General features: G+C 37.5%; 23 protein-coding genes, 1 tRNA gene and 1 pseudogene. 11 read left to right on the top strand and 14 right to left on the bottom strand.

Annotated elements, in window-relative coordinates:
• Positions 1–176 precede the first annotated feature (176 nt).
• Together mtr and yeiP are read left to right on the top strand one after the other, a co-directional pair.
• Positions 177–1,418 carry a tryptophan permease gene (gene mtr / locus INT04_RS01100; protein ID WP_193014320.1) on the top strand — a complete coding sequence of 414 codons (1,242 nt, stop codon included), beginning with the start codon at positions 177–179 and terminating at the stop codon, positions 1,416–1,418.
• Positions 1,419–1,559: 141 nt separating this feature from the next.
• Positions 1,560–2,132 (top strand): elongation factor P-like protein YeiP, encoded by a 573-nt coding sequence (gene yeiP / locus INT04_RS01095; RefSeq protein ID WP_193014319.1) that lies wholly within the window; start codon positions 1,560–1,562, stop codon positions 2,130–2,132.
• A gap of 132 nt (positions 2,133–2,264) precedes the next feature.
• Here yeiP and INT04_RS01090 read toward each other — a convergent pair whose 3' ends face one another.
• Both INT04_RS01090 and INT04_RS01085 read right to left on the bottom strand, forming a co-directional pair.
• Positions 2,265–2,594: a hypothetical protein gene (locus INT04_RS01090; RefSeq protein ID WP_193014318.1), complete on the bottom strand. Its 330-nt coding sequence runs from the start codon at positions 2,592–2,594 to the stop codon at positions 2,265–2,267.
• 266 nt (positions 2,595–2,860) lie between these two features.
• Positions 2,861–3,172 (bottom strand): hypothetical protein, encoded by a 312-nt coding sequence (locus tag INT04_RS01085; RefSeq protein ID WP_193014317.1) that lies wholly within the window; start codon positions 3,170–3,172, stop codon positions 2,861–2,863.
• Positions 3,173–3,518: 346 nt separating this feature from the next.
• Between INT04_RS01085 and INT04_RS01080 the strand changes: the two genes are divergently transcribed.
• Entirely contained in the window at positions 3,519–4,238 is a 720-nt protein-coding gene (locus tag INT04_RS01080) for a phosphatase PAP2 family protein (protein WP_193014316.1), read from the top strand.
• Positions 4,239–4,589: 351 nt separating this feature from the next.
• Positions 4,590–5,204 (top strand): bifunctional murein DD-endopeptidase/murein LD-carboxypeptidase, encoded by a 615-nt coding sequence (gene mepS, locus INT04_RS01075; protein WP_193014315.1) that lies wholly within the window; start codon positions 4,590–4,592, stop codon positions 5,202–5,204.
• A 127-nt stretch (positions 5,205–5,331) separates the two neighbouring features.
• Here the strand turns inward: mepS and INT04_RS01070 are convergent, their stop codons facing one another.
• From INT04_RS01070 to rsuA, 3 genes are all read right to left on the bottom strand, one after another.
• Positions 5,332–5,679: a YejG family protein gene (locus tag INT04_RS01070; RefSeq protein ID WP_193014314.1), complete on the bottom strand. Its 348-nt coding sequence runs from the start codon at positions 5,677–5,679 to the stop codon at positions 5,332–5,334.
• 519 nt (positions 5,680–6,198) lie between these two features.
• Positions 6,199–7,383 carry a Bcr/CflA family multidrug efflux MFS transporter gene (locus INT04_RS01065; protein ID WP_413465685.1) on the bottom strand — a complete coding sequence of 395 codons (1,185 nt, stop codon included), beginning with the start codon at positions 7,381–7,383 and terminating at the stop codon, positions 6,199–6,201.
• A 37-nt stretch (positions 7,384–7,420) separates the two neighbouring features.
• Entirely contained in the window at positions 7,421–8,125 is a 705-nt protein-coding gene (gene rsuA / locus INT04_RS01060) for a 16S rRNA pseudouridine(516) synthase RsuA (protein ID WP_193014313.1), read from the bottom strand.
• A gap of 193 nt (positions 8,126–8,318) precedes the next feature.
• Between rsuA and INT04_RS01055 the strand changes: the two genes are divergently transcribed.
• Both INT04_RS01055 and rplY read left to right on the top strand, forming a co-directional pair.
• Positions 8,319–10,082, top strand: coding sequence for a DEAD/DEAH box helicase (locus INT04_RS01055; protein WP_193014312.1), 1,764 nt, complete (start codon positions 8,319–8,321; stop codon positions 10,080–10,082).
• 144 nt (positions 10,083–10,226) lie between these two features.
• Positions 10,227–10,511, top strand: a complete 285-nt coding sequence (rplY, locus tag INT04_RS01050; RefSeq protein ID WP_006537318.1) for a 50S ribosomal protein L25 — start codon at positions 10,227–10,229, stop codon at positions 10,509–10,511.
• Positions 10,512–10,594: 83 nt separating this feature from the next.
• Here rplY and yejK read toward each other — a convergent pair whose 3' ends face one another.
• A complete protein-coding gene (yejK, locus tag INT04_RS01045) occupies positions 10,595–11,599 on the bottom strand; it encodes a nucleoid-associated protein YejK (RefSeq protein WP_193014311.1) in 1,005 nt (334 codons plus the stop codon).
• A 155-nt stretch (positions 11,600–11,754) separates the two neighbouring features.
• Here yejK and INT04_RS01040 point away from each other — a divergent pair, with 155 nt between their 5' ends.
• From INT04_RS01040 to INT04_RS01020, 5 genes are all read left to right on the top strand, one after another.
• Positions 11,755–11,982: a YejL family protein gene (locus tag INT04_RS01040; RefSeq protein ID WP_193014310.1), complete on the top strand. Its 228-nt coding sequence runs from the start codon at positions 11,755–11,757 to the stop codon at positions 11,980–11,982.
• 26 nt (positions 11,983–12,008) lie between these two features.
• Positions 12,009–13,745: an LPS biosynthesis-modulating metalloenzyme YejM gene (gene yejM / locus INT04_RS01035; RefSeq protein WP_193014309.1), complete on the top strand. Its 1,737-nt coding sequence runs from the start codon at positions 12,009–12,011 to the stop codon at positions 13,743–13,745.
• A gap of 85 nt (positions 13,746–13,830) precedes the next feature.
• Positions 13,831–13,907: transfer RNA gene (locus INT04_RS01030), tRNA-Pro, on the top strand.
• Positions 13,908–14,110: 203 nt separating this feature from the next.
• Positions 14,111–14,386, top strand: a complete 276-nt coding sequence (locus INT04_RS01025) for a hypothetical protein (protein ID WP_072069949.1) — start codon at positions 14,111–14,113, stop codon at positions 14,384–14,386.
• 103 nt (positions 14,387–14,489) lie between these two features.
• Positions 14,490–15,044, top strand: a complete 555-nt coding sequence (locus INT04_RS01020) for a PH domain-containing protein (RefSeq protein ID WP_193014308.1) — start codon at positions 14,490–14,492, stop codon at positions 15,042–15,044.
• 41 nt (positions 15,045–15,085) lie between these two features.
• Here INT04_RS01020 and INT04_RS01015 read toward each other — a convergent pair whose 3' ends face one another.
• The 8 genes and pseudogenes from INT04_RS01015 to INT04_RS00985 form a co-directional block, all read right to left on the bottom strand.
• Entirely contained in the window at positions 15,086–15,706 is a 621-nt protein-coding gene (locus INT04_RS01015; RefSeq protein WP_193014307.1) for a tail fiber assembly protein, read from the bottom strand.
• Positions 15,706–16,146, bottom strand: coding sequence for a phage tail protein (locus INT04_RS19275; protein ID WP_226893926.1), 441 nt, complete (start codon positions 16,144–16,146; stop codon positions 15,706–15,708). The genes INT04_RS01015 and INT04_RS19275 overlap by 1 nt, the downstream gene beginning before the upstream one ends.
• 977 nt (positions 16,147–17,123) lie before the next feature.
• A pseudogene (locus INT04_RS19505) lies at positions 17,124–17,724 on the bottom strand (hypothetical protein); the annotation flags it as partial.
• 5 nt (positions 17,725–17,729) lie between these two features.
• Complete coding sequence (locus tag INT04_RS01005; RefSeq protein ID WP_193014305.1) at positions 17,730–18,386, bottom strand: DUF2612 domain-containing protein; 657 nt, start codon at positions 18,384–18,386, stop codon at positions 17,730–17,732.
• The gene (locus tag INT04_RS01000; protein WP_193014304.1) at positions 18,383–19,570 is read right to left on the bottom strand and encodes a baseplate J/gp47 family protein; all 1,188 of its coding nucleotides are present in this window, start codon (positions 19,568–19,570) and stop codon (positions 18,383–18,385) included. Before INT04_RS01000 ends, INT04_RS01005 begins: the two co-directional genes overlap by 4 nt.
• A complete protein-coding gene (locus tag INT04_RS00995; protein WP_193014303.1) occupies positions 19,563–19,907 on the bottom strand; it encodes a hypothetical protein in 345 nt (114 codons plus the stop codon). The genes INT04_RS01000 and INT04_RS00995 overlap by 8 nt, the downstream gene beginning before the upstream one ends.
• Positions 19,904–20,596, bottom strand: coding sequence for a Gp138 family membrane-puncturing spike protein (locus INT04_RS00990; protein ID WP_193014302.1), 693 nt, complete (start codon positions 20,594–20,596; stop codon positions 19,904–19,906). The genes INT04_RS00995 and INT04_RS00990 overlap by 4 nt, the downstream gene beginning before the upstream one ends.
• Positions 20,597–20,598: 2 nt before the next feature.
• Positions 20,599–21,414 (bottom strand): baseplate hub protein, encoded by an 816-nt coding sequence (locus INT04_RS00985; protein ID WP_193014301.1) that lies wholly within the window; start codon positions 21,412–21,414, stop codon positions 20,599–20,601.
• Positions 21,415–21,459: the final 45 nt, after the last annotated feature.

Below are 21,459 nucleotides of genomic sequence, written 5' to 3'. Positions count from 1 at the left end.
TCTAATAACCTTCGCACTAATCTATTGATTTATATAATCACATTTTTCTATTGTATTATTTTTACTCAGTTTTTTCTTTTATAAAGCACTATTTCCTCTATTTACACCTTGAATTCAAAAGTGTATTCTTTACACCATCAAGCTAGTACATTGAGTTAATTTTATAAGGACATCTTATGTCAGAAGTCACATCACTAACAAAGCGACCATCCGTACTCGGTGGTGCTATGATCATTGCAGGTACCGCCGTCGGTGCTGGTATGTTTTCCATTCCTATTGTGACTTCAGGTATCTGGTTTACCGGTTCTATTTTTCTGTTGATTTACACTTGGTTTTGTTTATTTATGTCTGGATTAATGATCTTAGAAGTGAATCTTCATTATCCTTTAGGTTCCAGCTTTCATACCATTACCAAAGATTTGTTAGGAAAAGGCTGGAGCACCATTAATGGCCTTTCTATTGCATTTGTTCTCTATATTTTGACTTATGCTTATATTTCAGCAGGCAGCTCAATTATCGTACAAAATTTTGCAGAGATGATCAGCGTACCACAAGCGATTGCAGGCCTAGTATTTGCTTTGATTGTCGCTTTCTTCGTGTGGTTATCAACACGTGCAGTGGACAGATTAAGCACTATTTTAATTGGCGGGATGGTCATTGCGTTTATATTAGCTATTGGCGGTTTATTTACTGAAGTAAAAATGCCGGTGTTATTTAACACAAATGAAAGCAATGCCAGCTACTTACCATATGCCTTAGCCGCATTACCTTATTTACTTACCTCGTTTGGTTATCACGGTAATATTCCAGGTTTAGTAACGTACTACCGTAAAGATGGCAAAGCAGTCATGAAAAGCTTACTTATTGGTACGTTAATTTCACTCGCGATTTATATTTTATGGCAGTTTGTGGTACAGGGTAATATACCTCGTGAAGATTTCAAGCAAGTCATTGCTGATGGTGGAAATATTGGTAATTTATTAACTCAAATGCGTTCAACTACTGCCAATGCTACAGTATCACTGCTATTAGATTTATTCTCTTATATGGCATTAGCAAGCTCATTCTTAGGCGTTTCATTAGGATTATTCGATTACTTAGCGGACTTCTTTAAATTCTCCAATACAGGAAGTGGTCGATTTAAATCTGCACTAGTGACGTTTATACCCCCGACTATTTTAGCCATTATTTTCCCTGATGGCTTCTTATATGCCATTGGATTTGCAGGTCTCGCAGCAACTATTTGGGCAGCAATTATTCCAGCCTTAATGGCAAAGGCCAGTCGCCAACGTCATCGAGGTCAGAGCTTTAAGGCTCCTGGTGGTATGTTTATGATTGGATTTGTTATTTTATTTGGCATCATCAATGCTAGCGCACATATCTTAGCAAACTTTAATTTTCTCCCTATCTACCGTTAATCCCTTCATCAAAAGCCAGCATTAGTTGGCTTTATTTTTTATTAAATCTTATAAAAATGTGTGCGAATAACTTGCCAAGTTTCTGCACTACGAGTAATTTTGTCGCCATTATCGTCAATGTTATTTAATGGAAGGTTTTATATGGCAAAAGCCAATGAAATTAAACGTGGTATGGCTGTTAGTTATAACAACAAATTATTACTGGTAAAAGATGTTGATATTCAAGCACCGAGTGCTCGTGGCGCAAGTACTCTGTACAAAATGCGCTTTACTGATATCCGTACAGGCCAGAAAGTAGAAGAGCGTTTTAAAGGCGATGATATGGTTGATACTATCAACTTAACGCGTCGCGCTGTCAGTTTTTCTTATATTGATGGTGATGAATATATCTTTATGGACAATGAAGATTACACACCTTACACCTTCAAAAAAGATCAAATTGAAGATGAATTACTGTTTATTCCTGAAGAAGGCTTAGCAGGAATGCAAGTATTAACAATGGATGGCCAGGTTTTAGCATTAGAACTGCCACAAACTGTTGATATGGAAATAGTAGAAACCGTTCCAGGTATTAAAGGTGCATCAGCAAGTGCGCGTACAAAGCCTGCAACATTACCTACAGGATTAGTTATTCAGGTACCTGAATACCTTTCAACAGGTGATAAAGTTCGTATTCATATTGCTGAACGTCGTTATATGGGCAGAGCTGACTGATCAATAGTCAAATGCTCCCTCATTAGCAAATCGCTAATGTTGCTTAAATAGGTCAGATAATCGTAAGAAATCCAATGTGACAAACGATTATTTGACTTGTTTATCCTTGATACTTCTCTCTGGCACAACATCTTAAAAATATTGAACGTCAATAACACCATTCTTTTGTGTGCTATCCATCCAACGAATTTGTGCCTTACCCATATCTTTAGGCAAAATAATAGTTTGTTGGGATTTATCAAAAGAAGCCGGAACGATAGATTGAGTAGAGGTAAACACTTTGTTGTGTTTGTAGCACTGATATTCAGCTTTATCGAGAGTGAAATTCATTTCACATGCAGGATCAACAATTGCACCCCGCAGATAAATCTGCCCTGTTGTTTGCATGGGATCAGATGCCCAAGCTAACGATATCGAACTGGAAACGAGAAGACTACATACTACGGTCAGATATTTTCTCATAACGACCTCACTTCTTGTTTGCGCTAGCAGGTATGAGGATCACACCTACCCGACATATTTTCATCATAGCAATAAAATATGACAATCATATAGACAGAAGAAGAATATTTGATGTCTATCAAATATAAGTGTTCGATATTTATAAATAAGAAATCAACGTTGATTAAACTTAAGTCAAATATTTTTAACTTTAATAACAGTTCTATAAAACCATTAAAATTTTATTTAATTAACACAATTATTTTTATAATAAAGACAATAGAAAATTAATTATAAACAATATTCATTACAGCTAAGTTGTCATTAATCCATTTAATATCCATAGAACCTTTGTTGTTAATCAGCTTTGAGTTAAAGTGTTTGTTCCTTTCTAGCTGATATTCAGATTCCTGCATTTCACGTCCATTCCAACAGCTTGTTTTAAAAGTATTTTTATCCGTATCCATCTGACAATTTCCTTCCACAATTGCACCAACAAAAGTAATTGTTCCAGAGCCAATGACTTTATTTTCTTTACTAAAAGATGAAGTACTAAATAATAAAGCCAAGCACATAGCTGTAATATATACCTTCTTCAAAACTAATCTCCTCTATTTATTGGGTGTAGAAAGCCAACAGGCCAATATGTTATTAAAGTCCTAACTAATATCGGCTTGTTACTTTATTTATTTAATTTTTATCTTTAATTAAAGAATAGAAAAAAATTATACAATACTCAAATTAAGACTATCAAGAAAAAATATTCTAAATTTAAGTTAGGTAAGGATGAATGCAATCAACAAAAATGAAACGAACAGGTAACATTTATCTAAGCGACAAATTGCAAAGATATATTTTTTTATTTTGACTATAGTCCTATAATCAAATTTAAACTTATTGTGATCTACATCACTAAATACACGTAAAAATTGTCATTCTATTACTATGAAACTTTCTAATTTTCGTCAAAAAGCAGTCGCCATCTTTCTACTTAATCTGGCGGGACTAATCATTTTTTTCTCTTGGTATCTTCCAACGCAACACGGATTTTGGCTATCAATAGATACTCATATTTTTTATTTTTTTAATCAGCATATTTTGCCTGATACGTTTTTTGCTACTTTTGTTGCCTATATCAATAATAGAGCCTTTGACTTAGTCATTTTATTTGCAATGGGTGCACTTTATTACAATACATTTCGTAAAAAAGATTATATAGGCAAACGTCATCTTATAATTGTGGGATTAGTAATGGTAATAAGTGCCGTGCTGATTAATCAAATTGGACAAAATATTCCCATTGAAAGGCCCAGCCCAACACTGCATTTTCAAGATGTACATAGAGTAGGCGTTATCACGGGTATTCCGACAAAAGATGCCTCTGGCGACAGCTTTCCGGGGGATCATGGCTTGATGTTGCTTATCTTTTGTAGCTTTATATTACGTTATCTTTCATTCCGCTCTTTCTTATGTGCGCTTTTTATTACTGTTATATTCTCACTACCTCGTGTTATGGCTGGCGCACATTGGGCTTCTGATATATTAGTAGGCTCAATTTCTTTAACTTTAATCACGACCAGTTGGTTATTAATCACGCCATTATCTGATGTCATAATTAAAAATTTAGAAAAATACCTCCCATTTAAAAAACAAAAGGGAAAATGAATCTAATTTATTACAAAAGAATAGGTGTAATCTTTGCACTTATTCTTTTGGTCCGATTTTTATGAGTTAAATGATATTATTATGACAAAATGAGATCTATTTTAAGTATTAGCACTTTATTATCTAATGTTTTGTAAATTAAGCCTCTTTTCTCTCGCCATTTAACGCCTCTTTCTGTACACTTTTCTAGTTTCCTCATTATTTATTGTTTAATGTGGATATTTACGTGCTTTAGAGCACGTTTTTCGCGAAATGGGGTTGCCAGAGTTAAATTACACTATATTCTCTGGTTATTTGGTGAATTATTCATGTGCGCTTCTGCACGTAAGGATGTAAGGGAAATCTGTCACAATGAGAACAAAACCGTATATGAGAATGCTTAAGCTCATACCGGCGTTCATTGTTGTAGCTACGTTATCGGCCTGTAGCTCACAGAACGCAAATTCACGCTTAGCGAATTCAAGCACTGCCCCACTTAATACATCATCAAGCACGTCTATTTCCCAAGCATCTCAAGATGAATTTGAATCATTGGTGAAGAATCTTGATATCAAATCTAAGATACTTGACCAATATGCAGACTGGAAAGGTGTTGCTTATCGTTTAGGTGGAGACACAAAAAAAGGCATCGACTGTTCTGCCTTTGTACAACGAACTTTTCTTGACCAATTCGGTGTAGAACTACCTCGCTCAACCTCAGACCAACAATTTTCAGGTACTCAGGTTAATAAATCAACATTACAAGCAGGTGATTTAGTTCTATTCAAAACAGGCCGCACTATGCGTCATGTCGGTATTTACATTGGTAATGATAAGTTTGTTCATGCATCCACCAGCAATGGTGTTACTGTGTCACAAATGTCAAATGTATACTGGAACAAACGTTTTTATGCAGCAAGACGTGTTATTGAAAATAACGATGCAGCACTTGTTGAAAACAACCTTTCTCAAAATATATTAAGATAACTTATTCCCTTATATCTTATCGCAATAAAAAAGCCTCATTATTTGATTAATGAGGCTTTTTTTGTGTTCTTTACTCATACTATAAATCACACAATCATTATGTCACTTTTATAAAGACATATAAATGTTATAAATAAGAATATGCAGTAGGGAATGGCTCAGCGATAGCAACACCGGCATTTTTTAAACAACATAATGCTGCACATTCATCGTCGCTACACAAGAAAAGGCAACGTACCCCATCCCACTCAATCACAACGCTATCAATATGGAGATTACTCAGATACTGACGCAAATTTTGTATTGCCTCGTCCAGTGTCATACCATCATGACTTAATAATTTTAAGCCAATCAATGTATTTTGCTTTCCAGCATCATTTTCAGGCAGTATCTCGACTCTTGTACCTGCAAAACCTGCTAGCCACCGATAACTCAGCGGCAGCTTATGAACTACCGAAAGTTGTACATTATTCACAAATCAATCCTGTTTCATCAACACGTTAATTTAATACATCATCAATACGAGTTTGAACTGACTTGCTCACACTTCATATTAGAACTTGGTTAATTGTAAAACATAAATGTTACATTTATTTTACAAAAAAAGTAAAGAGACGTATCAAACCATTTATTTAGTCTGGTGTTTGTACGCATTCATTTCTACGATGATTAATCTCATCAATTATTCTTTCATTTATTTAACATTTTATCAACCATATAAAATAATTGTATAAAATATTACGCATTCATGTAAAACAATTTATCAATTTTTATCACGATACTTCATATCAACAAAACAATAATAGATGATTATTAAAATAAATTTTACTTAATTTAACAAAAAAACAACATCAGGTATTGATTCAAATCAAAAAACAGACTAATTGGAAACGTTTCATGAAATACAGCAGAGGAAAATGTGGTTTATTCAGAGGAAATAAAGGAAAAGAAAAGAAGCACGCTATAAACTTCTGTTATTTATAGCGTGATATTCTTATTTATAACGACGAGCAAGTAAAATAAAGCCCATAGCAAACAGTACACAAAAAGCCATAGCACTAACCATTGGCCATTCTGATTTTGCAGGAAACATAGCAATGGCTGTACCCACTAAAGCACCCACACCAAAACGGACTGTTCCTGCTAAAGAGGCAACCGTTCCCGCCATATGAGGATAATCATCAAGGATCACGGCCATCGCATTTGAGGTGATCATGGCAATTCCACCGATATACATTGCAACCCCAACAACAAGGAAATAGAAATGCAAATTAAGCGCAACCACGAATAATAAAAAGATCCCCATAATACATTGAATGGTTAAACCAAGACGTAACATATTCAATGCACCAAATCGACGAACATATCGTCCATTAATACTGGTCAGAACAATTAAGAAGATGATATTAAAACCAAAATACAAACCAAATTGATCAAATGGAATGCCGTGTAATTCGATATACACGAAGGGTCCTGCACTGAGAAACGAGAACATCCCAGCAAAAGAAAATCCCGATGCTAAAATATAACAAAGCACGCGACGTGTTCTAAATAAACTAATAAATTGGCTAAATGTGACCCTTAAACTAAAGCGCTGACGGCGCTCTTTTGGTAATGTTTCTGGAATATAAAAAGCAATTAATGCAGCCGCAATCACTGCGGCTATTGCGATACTCCAAAAAATAGCATGCCATGAAAACCAATTCATCACCCAAGCACCTAATAATGGTGCTAATAAAGGTGCAATTGTCATTACTAAAGAGACAAAAGACATACTTCTAGAAAAATCATCTCTAGAAAACATATCTCTCATTAATGCATTAATCACCACACTGGCAGCCGCAGCAGCAAAGCCATGTAAAAAACGCATGCCAATTAACATATCAATAGATTCAGATAATGCACATGCGCTAGAGGCAAAAGCAAAAACGATCACACCTCCCAAAATAACAGGTTTGCGCCCCAAACTATCAGCCATAGGCCCATACACTAATTGCCCTATAGCAAAACCAAAAATATAGATACTTAATGTCAGTTGCACTTTACCACTAGGCACGCCAAAATCTTGCGCAATAGTCGGTAAACTTGGCAAATACATATCTATAGCCAATGGCATAAGCATGGAAATCAGCCCCAGGATTAAAATGAGACTCAGGTACGACGAACGTTGCTGTTGCACGCAGATAAACTCCCAAAAACGACAGGATAGATAATAATTATTGAGGTATGTGGATGCTGTTGATCTCTTCTTCTGTTAATGGACGATATTCGCCCTCAGCTAAAGTTTCATCTAATGTGATATCCCCAATACGCTCACGGTGTAACGCACTTACATGATTACCCACCGCAGCAAACATACGTTTTACTTGATGATATTTGCCTTCACTAATAGTGAGTTTGACTTCTGTTGGCGTAATAATTTCTAAAGTTGCTGGTTTTGTCAGATCTTTTTCGCCATTAAGTTGCACGCCTTTTTGGAACTGTTCAGCAACACCCTCGGCAATAGGCTCTTCCAGTGTGACGTAATAGGTTTTCTCACAATGATGCTTTGGTGCGGTAATACGATGTGACCATTGACCATTATCTGTCAATAAAACAAGCCCAGTAGTATCAATATCTAAACGCCCAGCAGCATGTAATTTATAAGCCAGTGGTTCATCAATAAAATACAGAATTGTCGGATTAACAGGATCATCAGTTGAACATACATAGCCGATAGGCTTATTCAACATAAAGTAACGAGGCCCTAAAATTTGAGTTAACACATTACCGTCATAAGCGACTTCTTGCTCTGGCGCTATTTTGGTTGAACCGCTTTTCACCACGTCACCATCAATTGTTACAAGCCCTGATCTCAGCTCACGAAGGATCAAGCTACGGCTAATCCCCAATTGCTGGGATAAAAATTTATCTAATCGCATGAATTTCTCTGAAAAATGGAAGAATACCATCTGATATGAGGTATCTATTAAAAATGAATATTAACAATAAAACAACTAATTAATTTATCAATAAATTATCACTATCTTTACCCACTAATCCCCTTTTCTCTTATTCGCGCTATCTATAAAAAAATGTTACGCTGGCACCCTGTTTGATTTCTTATGTAGAGTTATGGCTTTTACACTCAGACCCTATCAACTTGATGCCGTTAACGCGACAATCTCTTATTTTCGCCAACACCACACACCCGCGGTCATTGTATTACCTACTGGCGCAGGGAAAAGCTTAGTTATCGCAGAACTGGCCAAACGAGCGCGTGGGCGTGTATTGGTATTAGCACACGTAAAAGAATTAGTAGAACAGAACCATAGCAAATATGAAGCTTATGGTCTATCTGCTGATATTTATGCCGCTGGCTTGCAGCAAAAAGAAAGTCGCGGGAAAGTTGTCTTTGGTAGCGTACAATCTGTCGCGCGTAATTTATCTCAATTTAATGATAAATTTTCACTTCTTATTATTGATGAATGTCATCGTATTAGTTTGTCTAAAGATAGCCAATATCAACAAGTTATTAAGCAACTGCAATCCATTAATCCACAATTACGTGTTTTAGGATTAACTGCAACACCTTATCGTTTACCTACTGGTTGGATTTATCAATATCATTATCACGGTATGATTAAAGGCGATGAAAATTGTTTTTTTCGGGATTGTATTTATGAATTACCGTTGCGCTATATGATAAGTAATCATTTTTTAGTGCCACCAACACGCTTAGATATGCCTATTTTGCAATATGATTTTAGCCAAGTAAGAACAAGTCAAAATGGAATATTTAATGAAGAAGATCTTAATCGTGAAATAAAAAAGCAAAAACGCATTACACCACATATTGTTTCACAAATTAGTGAATATGCAAAAAATTGCCGTGGTGTGATGATATTTGCGGCTACCGTTGAACATGCAAAAGAAATTCTCTCACTTTTACCGCCAAACGAGGCCGCATTAGTAAGTGCTGATACGCCCTCTCATGAACGAGATACACTTATTTCTCGTTTTAAACAACAACAGTTACGTTATATGGTTAATGTTGCTGTATTAACAACAGGCTTTGATGCACCTCATGTTGATTTAATTGCGATTTTACGCCCTACGGAATCAGTCAGCTTATATCAACAAATTGTAGGGCGCGGATTAAGATTATTTGCAGGAAAAACAGAGTGCCTGATTTTAGATTATGCAGGTAATCCTCATGATCTCTATCTTCCTGAAGTCGGCACTAAAAAACCAAATCCAAATAGTAAGCCGGTACAAGTTTTCTGCCCTATTTGTCAATTTGCCAATACCTTTTGGGGAATTGTTGATGCTGATGGCGATATCATTGAACATTATGGGAGACGTTGCCAAGGTTGGGAACTAAATAAAGATGGGCAAAAACAACAATGTGAATTTCGTTTTCGTTTTAAATTATGTCCCCACTGTAATGAAGAAAATGATATTGCAGCGCGCCGTTGTATCCACTGTGATGAAATTTTAGTTGACCCTGATGATATGCTTAAAGCAGCATTAAAACTCAAAGGGGCACTTGTCCTGCGCTGTGGTGGCATGCAATTTCAATCTGGAAATGATAGTAAAGGCGAATGGCTAGAAATTCATTATTTTGATGAAGAAGGTACATCAGTATCAGAACGTTTTCGTCTAACCACTCCAGCACAACGTAAAGTCTTTGAGTTGAAATTTTTGCGTGAACATCAACGTGTACCGGGTGTCCCTATTGTTTGGCATAATGCTAACGACATTATTAAACAATTTGATTTATTACGTTACCCTGATTTTATTGTTGCCCATAAAGGTAAAAAAGAGCACTTTTGGAAGATAAGAAATAAAATTTTCGACTACGTCGGACACTACCGAAAAGCAGATACCTTGTATTAATATGGATTAACATTTGCTGTTAGCCCGCTTTTTCGTTAAAATGCGCCCCGCTTTATCTATTTTTAGATAAACCAAATCTCGAGCTTGTTGCTGGGTCGCCTGTAACAGGTATGTATTTTCTTTCTTTTTCATAAGAGAAAAAAGATGTTAACTATTAATGCAACTGTACGTAAAGAGCAGGGTAAGGGTGCGAGCCGCCGCCTGCGTGTGGCTAACCGTTTTCCTGCTATCGTTTATGGCGGAAATGAAGAGCCAATCGCTATCGATTTAGATCACAACGAAGTGATCAACCAAGAACACAAATCTGAATTCTATTCTGATTTCGTTAACCTGGTTATCGATGGCAAAGAAACTAAAGTTAAAGTTAAAGCAGTGCAACGTCACGAGTATAAGCCAAAAATTACTCATATTGACTTCCTGCGCGCTTAATAAGCCACCCTTCGAGCTTTATTTTTCGGGACGCCGAGCATGTAACGCCACTTAATGTGGCGTTATTTGTTTCTGTCGCTTAATTATTTTTCTGATGCCCTACGCTGTAACTGATCACGTAAGTTCGGCGGTGTGCCTTTAATGGTGAGTGTATCTGTTGCTGGATCCCAGAATATTTTCTCTCCTAATAATTTCGCATCAAAATTAACGGTTAATCCACCACCACTGCCAGAGTATTTCATCAGTTGACGTAAGGTACTGCGATCAGCAGGGAACGTTTCTGCTAACTCATAGCCCTTTTCTTCTGTAAATTGTGCAAAATTTTGATCACCTAAAGAGGGAAGTTCTTCGGCAAGCTGAGTTAAGGCGATTTCTTCTCCAGATTGCAATTGCTCATTGCAGTAGCTATATACTTGTTCACGACAGGTTTGACGTTCTTGTTTACCCATTTCTGATGCTTCACAAAAATCATCAACGGCCTGTAATAAACCTTTGTTTTGAACCTTAGCGTTTAAACCTTCTTGAGCACCTAAAAAATCCATAAAGAAGTCAGAAACTTTACGACCGACTCGACCTTTTAAAAAAGTTAAATAACGCAGCGAATCTGGTGCAGTTTCCCACTCTGTTAAATCAATACGAGCAATGATATCTGCATGAGGAATATCTAAATAGCGCGTTGATGAAACATCAAGGCTGTCATTCACCCACATACTGTTACAACTACTGAGCACCGCAATTAAAAGATAATCTACCGCTAAATAACGATAATGACAAAAGAGAACCGTGCCCCCTTCAGCAAAAGGATATTTTGCTAATTCATCTTTTAATCTCACTGTTGCTGCTCGCGAAAAACCTAAAAAATTTTCTTCGCCTTTACGCTGTAAACGCAATGCTTCAGCTAATTCGCTTTCTTCATTAAACAGACCATAAGCTTTATTTTTTGCACTGTAGACACGATGCAACTCTTCAATCATTTCCTGAACAACAGGCTCAATGTCTAATACTGAATCGCGTAGCACCACTTCTAATGTTTGCTCATCTCGCTTGATAAGCTGATGTAAGACTAACTGACTAATATCTAGACTCATGGTCGTCCTCTTTTATTTCTTCACTTTCTCATGCGCGTATTCAAACACTCCCTACTTTCAGTATCAAGGGAAAATTAATTAATTTAATAGCGGAAAAAGACCTAGCAATACGGTAATATATAGCGTTTTATTCATTTAGTAGGAATTCTGATTTTATGCCACAAAAATCCCGTTATAGTGATGAACAAGTTGAGCAATTACTTGCAGAACTTGTCAGCGTTCTTGAAAAACATCATACTCCTACAGATCTTTCTTTGATGGTGTTGGGGAATATGGTGACAAACTTAATTAATACCAGTATTGCACCTGCTCAACGAATGCTGATTGCTGATTCTTTTGTTCGCGCACTGCGTGCTTCAATTGATGAAGGCAATATTCACTAATAAACATAGAAAAATTACTCATAGACATGGTAACGAGACCTCAATCCTATCGTGAAAAAGTATCCCAAATGATCAGTTGGGGTCACTGGTTTGCGCTATTTAATATTATTCTAAGCTTACTGCTTGGAAGTCGTTACCTGTTTATTTCAGATTGGCCTGCAACTTTTGCGGGTCGTTTTTACGCTATTGTAAGTTGGATGGGACACTTCAGTTTTATTGTCTTTGCTATCTACATCCTTATTCTTTTTCCACTCACTTTTGTCGTTGTTTCTCAACGCCTACTCAGAGTGATCTCTTGTGCTCTTGCCAGTGCAGGTTTAACTATCCTTATCTTTGATATGGCTGTTTACCAGCAATTTCAGCTTCACCTTACTCAACTTGTTTGGGATTTAGTTATTAATCCAGATGAAGGTGAAATGACACGTGAATGGCAACTTATTTTTATTGGCATCCCTATTATCTTTCTTATTGAGATGCTGTTTGCAACGTGGAGTTGGCAAAAGTTACGTAGTCTAAATCGTCAGCGATGGGGAAAACCCTTGGCAGGCGTCTTTATTACTTGCTTTGTATTATCACACTCTATGTCAATTTGGGCTGATGCTAACTTTTATCGCCCTATCACCATGCAACGCGCTAATTTACCGTTATCGTATCCAATGACAGCGCGTAAGTTCCTTGAGCGCCATGGTTTCATTAACCAATCAGAATATGAACAACGTGTTATCAGTGAAGGTAATCCAGCCGCACAAGGTATCACTTACCCACTTGCTCCATTAATCTATGCCGAAGATACCTATTCTTATAACTTGCTCGTGGTTGTTATTGATGGTTTAGGTAACGAAGAAGTGCCTAAATTACCAAGCTTGCGACAATTTGCACAAAATAACCTCGATTTTTCACGCCATTATTCATCTGGGATTGATAATGATACGGCATTATTTGGTTTATTTTATGGTATTTCGCCATCTTATTTAGATAGTGTGTTAAGTAGTAGAAAAAATTCAGCCTTTTTCGATGCGCTAAGTTATCGAAACTATCAATTAGCCTTGTTCTCTACCAATGGGTTTCAAACCCCCTTGTTTAAACAAGCGGTATTATCTGATTTTTCTATTCCGACATCACGTAGTGATAATAACGATGCTACGATTGATAGCTGGCGAAATTGGTTAGTGAAAAATAATCAAGCAACACCTTGGTTTTCTTTCTTACAAATTAATGGCCATACTAATAAAGACGCTCAGCGTATAACATTGAATGCACAATTAGAGGCTATTTTTAATACACTGCAAGACACCAAGGTACTTGATAATACCGTTGTCATCGTGACCTCTAACTATCATCAAGACAGTGATAAGAAGCAAAATAATCAATGGCTTTCTAATAAAACAACGTTTAACTTAAGCCAATCACAGGTACCTCTGATGATACATTGGCCAAATATGGCACCACAGTTAATTGATAAAATGACTAGCCATCAAGATATTATGACGACGTTGATGCAGCATGTTTTACATGTCATTAGCCCTGCGGATAACTATTCTCAAGGTGAAGACCTTTTTGCAAGTAGTCGCAATCACCCATGGATATTCACAGGTGATGACGAAACATTTGTGATCTTTTTACAAGATAATACTTTGTTGATAGATAAACATGGCAGATATGCATTATTTGATAAATCAGGAAAAGAAATTAGTGCCGCAAAACCTGATTTGAAATTATTACTGCAAGTTCTTGCTGAACAAAAACGCTTCATTGAGCGCTGATCCTATCAATAATGTATAAAATTACGTCACTTAATGCGCAAAGGGTTGCTTTAGCAGTCAAAAACAGTAATATACGGGATATAAACGGCATGTAGCGCAGCCTGGTAGCGCACCGTCATGGGGTGTCGGGGGTCGTAGGTTCAAATCCTATCATGCCGACCAACAATATTTAAGAAAACCAACCATTTACGGTTGGTTTTTTTATGTCTGAAATTTGCTACTGGTAAAACTCTGGTAAAACGACGACAAATAATCTCTCAAAATCCCCCTTTCTTTAGCCCATAAAATTGCCCTTTTCTTCTTGCTATTCTATTCATTACTCTATATAAATTACTGTACAAAAACACAGTTAAATAGGTGGTACCATGATTAAACTTGAAATCAATAATGCTGAATATATTGCTCAGTTAGAAGAGGCTCGTTTATCTGCAGATAACCCTTATGGCTATCTGTTTATGGATATTATCTTTTCTGATCCAATGTTTGATGAGAGCACGTTTAAAATGAAAGATGTTAGACGGGAGCCAATGAGGACGTATATGACGGAGGATGTAGCAAGGGATTTGTTTGAGAAATTAAAAACTCATTTCAATCATCAAAATATGGTACCGACATCAAAAAACATAAAGAATCTTATGTAGTTTTAGTTATTTGAAATCATCTTTCTCGCTTGTTACTAATGAGTTTGTTAGTATCTATTTTAATTAAATTTTCTTTAGTATATAGATAAAAAGAGAGATTATAATGGACTTAAAACAGTGCGATAAAAAACAATTAAAAGAAGAATTTGATAGACTTACAGCATTAACAAGCTATAAATCAACAATGGGTGTTTTTGATATTTTCACTAGACTACCTGAATTATTAAATAATGGTGAAACTGTTTTATGTGTTAATAGCGGACTCGTAAAATCTAATATTTGGTTGATCATTCCTACAAACAAACGAGTTATTTTTCTACATAAAAAGAGTGGCCTTTTCCATAAAAAAATTGATTCATCTTCCGTAAATTATGATGCAATTACTTCAATTGATTCATCTTCTGGATTAGCAGGAGGCAAAATAAAAATAAACACTCCTGGTACTATTTATGAAGTTGGTACACTACAAAAAAATTCAGTACAGCCACTAGTTGATATTATCCTATCTACAAAAAATAACTCATCACAACAACCTTCTAATAATAGTGGTGGTGATGATCTGTTATCTAAATTAGAAAAATTGGGTAAATTAAAAGAAAGTGGTGTACTGACAGAAGAAGAGTTCCAAGAACAAAAAAGTAAATTACTTAATTTATAATTTTAATAGCGGACTCTCTAATTAGTGTCCGCTATTTTTACTCATTCTGGCTTTTCTGGAAATTCTATATCGGGAGCTAACAATAGATTTACATCGTCTAATTTAACTGTATAAATTTCCCATGCTGTAAGTAATTCTTTATCTTCGTCTGTTGATAACCCCAAACGTACTTTACGTTCTAGTTGAATAATACGAGATTCTGCAAGTTGTGAAAGCTCCTCTTTTTGTTTTGTTGCTAAATTAACATGAGCATCTCTGACAGCTTTTTTGTCAACAACCCAAATTTCCCCATTCCATTTATCAAACTCACTAGTTGGCTTCAACAGTGTGAGTGTTTCAGGTAATGAACCTATAAAATCAATCATAATGGGTTGTTTGGTTTGTGTATCATAGGCAACTGAATCTCGATAATCGTCAACAATTTCCCACGATGCACTATCTTTTGTACGCCGAACGGCTTGATTTTCTTTTTTGGGTAATAGTGGCTCATCTAAATAGGCACCGGCTGACAACGAAACATCAAACAGAACATTTTCCATTGTTGCTCCTATATATTCATTCGTGATTGGATGAGCCAAATAACATTTAACCCAGCCAGCAACTTTTGCCAACCCATTTTCGCCAATTATTCCATTTTGAATATCTAAACTATATTTGCTCATTATGCTGCTCTCACTATGTATAAAAATGCAATGTTACGCATGCGGGTTTCGTTGCTATTTTTGCCTTCTATTTGTTGCCAAATGCCGTAACCACCTTGGTTATTCGTACCAGTACTACCAATCCAGCCTACTTTCTTTTCATACTGTGTTGCTACTTCACTATCATCATTAAATAGATTTGTTGATAGCAAACTGTTACCCATCTGTTCTGACAATATTTGACGCCCTACATCAACACCTCGGCCAGCATCTAATCCACGAATAACATCAGCACGCAAATCTGGCAATCTTCCAGATGGATATGCAATAGACAATTTGGGATATGTTGCTTTATTGAATGTTTGACCTTGGCAGATTAAATAGCCGGAGGGTGCTGTCGCTAATGACCAAGGAATAGGGGAACCAACAGGAATATTGTTAGCCTCTTCAATATCACTCATTAAGGCAAGGGTACCGGTTTTATCTGGAAGTACGACACCTCTCCACCCATTAACACCATCAGTGTGTGTGATTTCGGGTCTACCCGCTGTTAATTCGAATTTAATTCGGCGCTCACCCGCCTTTGCGCCAACATTATTCGTTGCGTAAATAGGGCCATTAAAATCTTGGTTTAAGCTAGACGATTTATCAGCATAATTGCCTTTACTTTGATATCCATTTAATTTTGCATCAACTTGAGATTGAGAATAAACACCCGACATTCTGTCAAAATGCACTGTGCCCCTTGTCATAAATCCGCGTTTATCAAATCCCCACACTGTTGCTTGAGCATCCCGATCATACCCACCTGTTGCTCCATCATCATTAACAAAGATAAGTATTTTATTATTGGGGGAGATGATTTTTGACTCTTTACCTGAAAAACTTAAAAGCGGTAATTTTGGCGAGTATCTATTATCAGACTCTAACTTTGTATAACTTTCTCCAGCTAGCGCCATTGTTCCTGATTTATCAGGAACAACTATGGTTTTCCATGTTCCTGATTTACCATATTTAACAATTATTGTAGGGGTGTTAGTTGCTGTTTTTAACGCAAGCCTCACATCTTCAGAAGAGGATTGCACCTCCCCCGTAACTTCTAATGGCCCTTCAAATTTTTGAGTAGATTTTGAACCTTTGTCTGCATAATTACCTTTTAGTTGGTAATTTTTTCCGGCCTCTTCAATATCACTCATTAAAGCAAGGGTACCGGTTTTATCTGGAAGTATGACACCTCTCCACCCATTAACACCATCAGTGTGTGTGATTTCGGGTCTACCCGCTGTTAATTCGAATTTAATTCGGCGCTCACCCGCCTTTGCGCCAACATTATTCGTTGCGTAAATAGGGCCATTAAAATCTTGGTTTAAGCTAGACGATTTATCAGCATAATTGCCTTTACTTTGATATCGCCCATCACTTTCTATTGCTGTATAACTATCACCTTTATTAGCATAATTGCCTTTTCCTTGATATCGCCCGTCACTTTCAGTTTTTGTGTAACTATCCCCTTTATTGGCGTAGTTACCTGCTGGCGCATAATTGCCTCTGGGCTGATACTTATTATCAGTTTCAGATTTTGAGTAGCTGTACCCAGAAAGTATGTAATTGCCTAGTGGTTGAAAGCGTTTATCTGATTCCCCCTTTGAATATGCCCCCACATCACTAGCTGTGGTGTCTGCTTTTAATTCTGTCCATGCATTACCCGTGACTGGCTCAACATTATTATTTTCAATTTTAGATTGCCAAGCTTTGTTTTTATGATAAACCACACTACGAATAGGGTAAGGTTTACCCGCTTCTGACCACTTAGCAAAACCTTGCAATTGCATTTCACCAATAGACTCGGTGATATCGTGAAATAAACTATTCATTTTTTCACGTTCAATATCTTTTGCGGATGGATCTGAGGTCTGGTCACGTTCATAGTCATAACTGTATCCCTGAGTATAAGATACAGAGCCATCAGGCTGAGTTTCAACAGGCACAACTATTTTATCCCCTTGTGTTGCAAAGGGAACTTTGAATATTTTTGTCATGGAAATTATGCTCCGAAGTTACTATCTATGAAGTTTTTACGATGCTGACTAAAGCCAAAGGATTTTTTTGTCACAATACGATATTTAACACCGACACCTGAAGGACGAGGCATTAAATCGAAGTTTTCTAATAAAAGTCGTAAACGCTCGTCGGGATTAAAATTAAAAACGTAATACATGTAGGACATATCTAGAGGATCAAGCACAAAGACTTTACTGTTATCACGCCAAAAGAAGCGTTTAAGAAAATCATTAATATTGGTGACCGTAGGACTTTGTGTCAGATTAAAATAGCGCATTCGCACTAACATGCGTTTTTGGTCAGCCGTCAGTGACAATGTGTAATCCGCATTGCGTCTGAAATTGGCTTTAAAATTGGCTTTCTTTTTGCCAAAACCAAACCCGATTTTATTTTTATCACTGGGTGGAATATCAATGCCTAACGGCACATCCAGAATGCGTGACCAGATTGAAAGCCCAAAGTCATTCGCTGTATCGATATTAAACACGTCTCGGTACCAGTTTTGCCAAAATGACACCATCGACTTCTCAAAATGAGAAGCTTTAAAACTGGCGAGTTTTTTTAGATTTTCGGCATCTTCATACTGCCAGAGGATCGCTTTTAATAAGTCTGAATGAAACTCAAATTGTTGAATGTTCATACAATCACCACTTGCACAGCACCCCGTTGCAAGCGTGCGATTTGATTAATAGCAATAGGTATTAACGCAACATTCCACACTTTCCCGTCCAGTGACAATTCAACTTTAGTGACAAATAAACGAGGCTCAACAGTATTTACCGCTGAAGCTATCTCAAAAGGCGACACTTCACGCCCAACAATCAAACCGTTATCGCCGTCCAGCTCTCCGCGCGTCCATTGTTCTATGGCACTAGGGATAATAGTCTGCGCATCAACGGCTGATTTTTTAACTGTCACTCGACAAAAAACGGTGATCTCTTTAGGGCGTGAAAATTTCACCTTGTATTCTTGTCCACTCACTGGCTCTACAACACCAATTTCGATCTCACCATTAAAAGCCGATCCAATGGTTTTGGTTCTAAGTAATGATTTAGCAATTTCGTTACTATCGCCCCCTTCCACACAAACGTAAATACTGTGAGGTAACAGAGAGACACCATCAATAGTGAGCACTGCATCGGTGTAGTTCTCTCGAAAAGAAAGTGAGTTAACGCCCTCTAGCTCATACAGTGAAGAAGTGATCGCTTCTGCAACACTGACGGTATTTTTAGCCAGTGTTTGCTTGCGTCTTCGCCTTGCTTTGATATCAGATTCAGCATAACGGCCAACAACGGCGTGAGTGGGATTATTGACTTTTTCCCAGCCTAACACTGAACTGGCAACCGAATTAAGTTGGCCAGCACCGCATTCAACAGGGCCATATTCAACTGCCCTCATATCCCCTGTTGCTTTACCTGTATTATCAATAATCAAGGGTGAAACTGTTTCGAAGATAGCACCGGCAACACTGGATGCGAGTGAACTTTTTGGAATAATCGTGCCGGGTACGCCACTAAATTCAACACTCGAAAGATAAGAGTGTGTAGCATTAATACGTTGGCCACCCATTAGTGCCCATATTGCATCAAGAAAAATACCACCAGCAATATCAGGGTTTATTTGATTTGCTAACTCGGCATTATTCCGTGCCATCGCATCACGATTTTCGACTTCCATCGTAGCCAATACACCTTGTGGTGTTTCAGGGGCAAGGTTAATAGATTGACCAAACACCGCACGAAACTCGCTTTCAACTTCATCACGTATTGTGGTTGTGTCGGGAAGAATAACGCCTTTATTATTGATATAACGATAATCAGCCATTCAATGTAAACCCTCCGTATATCGTGCGAATTGTTGCTTGATACTTCAATTCACCGTTTTCCACTGTGGCGCTAAAATGAATCACTTCAATCACCTCCTCAATTTCGCTCATACGTTGTCTAAATGCGGTTTCAAACATCGGAACATCCGCTTGGCGACCAAATGTCGTTGGCCAGAAAGGAATACCTTTATCTTTTTTATGTAACATTTCACCACGCACGGCTTTAGCAAAGTGCTGACAAAGTTTTTTAACCGCTTCATCTTTTTCGCTAAATTGGAGATTTCCATCAGGGCCAATAAAGAGATCATTATTTTTATCAATTAAAAAGGTTCTCATAGAGGCGCTCCTGTATTCCCTCGGCCGGTTTCAACACCACTATGTTGGTGTGTAGAACCAATATCTTTCCCGTTATGTCGCATGGTTCCCCCTTGTGAATCGCTATTACCATTTACCGCGTAATTACCGTTCACAGTGACATTGCCAGTAAATATCGTTTCAGGGGCGTTGATTTCATACTTTGGCGTTTCTAGCACCACTTTATCGTTATGAAGAGAAAAACAGACTGAACCATCCATTGATTGAATAACTAAAGCATCAATGTTCTTTCCATCAATAGCCCATCCTTTGATGGTGTCAGGGAAAAACATCGCATCACTGAATGAATGGAGACGCGCAGTATTGGGTTGATCTTCTAATCCGCCACGTTGGAAAATTAGGCTAATATCTCTGTCATTGGCTTTTATCCAGCCAAAATCACCCGGTTTAATGGGCGCTCTAATAAAAAAACCACCACCACCAAATCGAAACACGGGAATATTAGCAACCGGTGCTCGCCCGACTGTTCCCCCTTCCGTTGTTACCATCATCACAAGCGGTTTGATAACAGCACGATTGGTTTTATCGTCATAACTCACCACAGTTGCAGGAAGCATATCTTCTGTATTCATCATCAGATTACGAAATGCAGACGTGAACGCACCTGCCAGTGAGCCGTCACTGGCAATGTCAGTATTGGGTTTATTCATTGTTATGCTCGTTTACAGGTAGCCTGATAAAAGAAAGGATCATCATGTGAAGCAACATCAAATTTCAGTTGTTCAATGATGTAGTCGCCATTAAGTGCAGAATTGAATTTACTCTCGAGTCGTAGCATTCCCCCTAGTTCTGAGGCGCCATCAATTAAGTAGGTAACGGACAACCCTTTTTCGGTGGCTTTGGGTATACCCACCATGCCTGATTTCATGCTAAGAATGCGCAAGCGCCCTTTTAATGCTTTATCGTCATCTTTTACAAATAACGTATCATCATCAATAAACGCTTTAACGTTTCCCGCTTCCTGCAGTCGCTGTACTTGCTGTAATGCTGAACCGCAAAAATACCAATTAGCAATATTCTTATCGGTAGCTTGAAAATCTAGTCTGACTTTACAGTCTTTCGCTACTGACGATGCGATCTCGCTTATTTTCTGCATGGCCCCACCACTGGAAGAAACAATATCACCCGAACTGGCGTTATTAGTTTTAGCCTTAATTGTTAATGTCACATCCGGAGGAGAGGCAATTTCTGCACTGACAATATCACCCGTAAAAATACGAAATAATCCCGTATTGACACGCCCGACCTCAAGATAGAGGCGACGAGTTTGTTTGCTTTTATGATAAGGGCTGGTTTCAGTGAGAAGATAATCTCGAGTGTGGGCGTTTAATCCATCAATGCTAATTGTGCATTCATTTTGTAAAGGATTGGCATACTTGGTGCCGTTGGCTTTAATACGCAAACCTTCATACCACTGCAGTCGTTCTGCAACTTCAATCCCCACCCGTATTCGTCGTAAGTCCATCATCACTCCAAATAATTAATGATTGGGTTCTATCAAATAATTCGTACC

This window comes from Proteus sp. FME41 (genome assembly GCF_014897315.1).
Taxonomy (GTDB): Bacteria; Pseudomonadota; Gammaproteobacteria; order Enterobacterales; family Enterobacteriaceae; genus Proteus.
Note: the sequence above shows the minus strand (reverse complement) of the source record. Positions and strands in the feature narration are given on the sequence as shown.

What these genes read in the sequence shown, in the direction of transcription:
- INT04_RS00985 (WP_193014301.1), bottom strand. Translation starts at nt 21,414, where the DNA reads ATGATGGACTTACGACGAATACGGGTGGGGATTGAAGTTGCAGAACGA.
- INT04_RS01000 (WP_193014304.1), bottom strand. Translation starts at nt 19,570, where the DNA reads ATGGCTGATTATCGTTATATCAATAATAAAGGCGTTATTCTTCCCGAC.
- rsuA (WP_193014313.1), bottom strand. Translation starts at nt 8,125, where the DNA reads ATGCGATTAGATAAATTTTTATCCCAGCAATTGGGGATTAGCCGTAGC.
- INT04_RS19275 (WP_226893926.1), bottom strand. Translation starts at nt 16,146, where the DNA reads ATGAGTGATATTGAAGAGGCTAACAATATTCCTGTTGGTTCCCCTATT.
- INT04_RS01025 (WP_072069949.1), top strand. Translation starts at nt 14,111, where the DNA reads ATGATTAAACTTGAAATCAATAATGCTGAATATATTGCTCAGTTAGAA.
- INT04_RS01005 (WP_193014305.1), bottom strand. Translation starts at nt 18,386, where the DNA reads ATGAACATTCAACAATTTGAGTTTCATTCAGACTTATTAAAAGCGATC.
- INT04_RS01080 (WP_193014316.1), top strand. Translation starts at nt 3,519, where the DNA reads ATGAAACTTTCTAATTTTCGTCAAAAAGCAGTCGCCATCTTTCTACTT.
- INT04_RS00990 (WP_193014302.1), bottom strand. Translation starts at nt 20,596, where the DNA reads ATGAATAAACCCAATACTGACATTGCCAGTGACGGCTCACTGGCAGGT.
- INT04_RS01055 (WP_193014312.1), top strand. Translation starts at nt 8,319, where the DNA reads ATGGCTTTTACACTCAGACCCTATCAACTTGATGCCGTTAACGCGACA.
- yejM (WP_193014309.1), top strand. Translation starts at nt 12,009, where the DNA reads ATGGTAACGAGACCTCAATCCTATCGTGAAAAAGTATCCCAAATGATC.
- INT04_RS01040 (WP_193014310.1), top strand. Translation starts at nt 11,755, where the DNA reads ATGCCACAAAAATCCCGTTATAGTGATGAACAAGTTGAGCAATTACTT.
- rplY (WP_006537318.1), top strand. Translation starts at nt 10,227, where the DNA reads ATGTTAACTATTAATGCAACTGTACGTAAAGAGCAGGGTAAGGGTGCG.
- mepS (WP_193014315.1), top strand. Translation starts at nt 4,590, where the DNA reads ATGAGAACAAAACCGTATATGAGAATGCTTAAGCTCATACCGGCGTTC.
- yeiP (WP_193014319.1), top strand. Translation starts at nt 1,560, where the DNA reads ATGGCAAAAGCCAATGAAATTAAACGTGGTATGGCTGTTAGTTATAAC.
- INT04_RS01020 (WP_193014308.1), top strand. Translation starts at nt 14,490, where the DNA reads ATGGACTTAAAACAGTGCGATAAAAAACAATTAAAAGAAGAATTTGAT.
- INT04_RS01090 (WP_193014318.1), bottom strand. Translation starts at nt 2,594, where the DNA reads ATGAGAAAATATCTGACCGTAGTATGTAGTCTTCTCGTTTCCAGTTCG.
- INT04_RS00995 (WP_193014303.1), bottom strand. Translation starts at nt 19,907, where the DNA reads ATGAGAACCTTTTTAATTGATAAAAATAATGATCTCTTTATTGGCCCT.
- yejK (WP_193014311.1), bottom strand. Translation starts at nt 11,599, where the DNA reads ATGAGTCTAGATATTAGTCAGTTAGTCTTACATCAGCTTATCAAGCGA.
- mtr (WP_193014320.1), top strand. Translation starts at nt 177, where the DNA reads ATGTCAGAAGTCACATCACTAACAAAGCGACCATCCGTACTCGGTGGT.
- INT04_RS01015 (WP_193014307.1), bottom strand. Translation starts at nt 15,706, where the DNA reads ATGAGCAAATATAGTTTAGATATTCAAAATGGAATAATTGGCGAAAAT.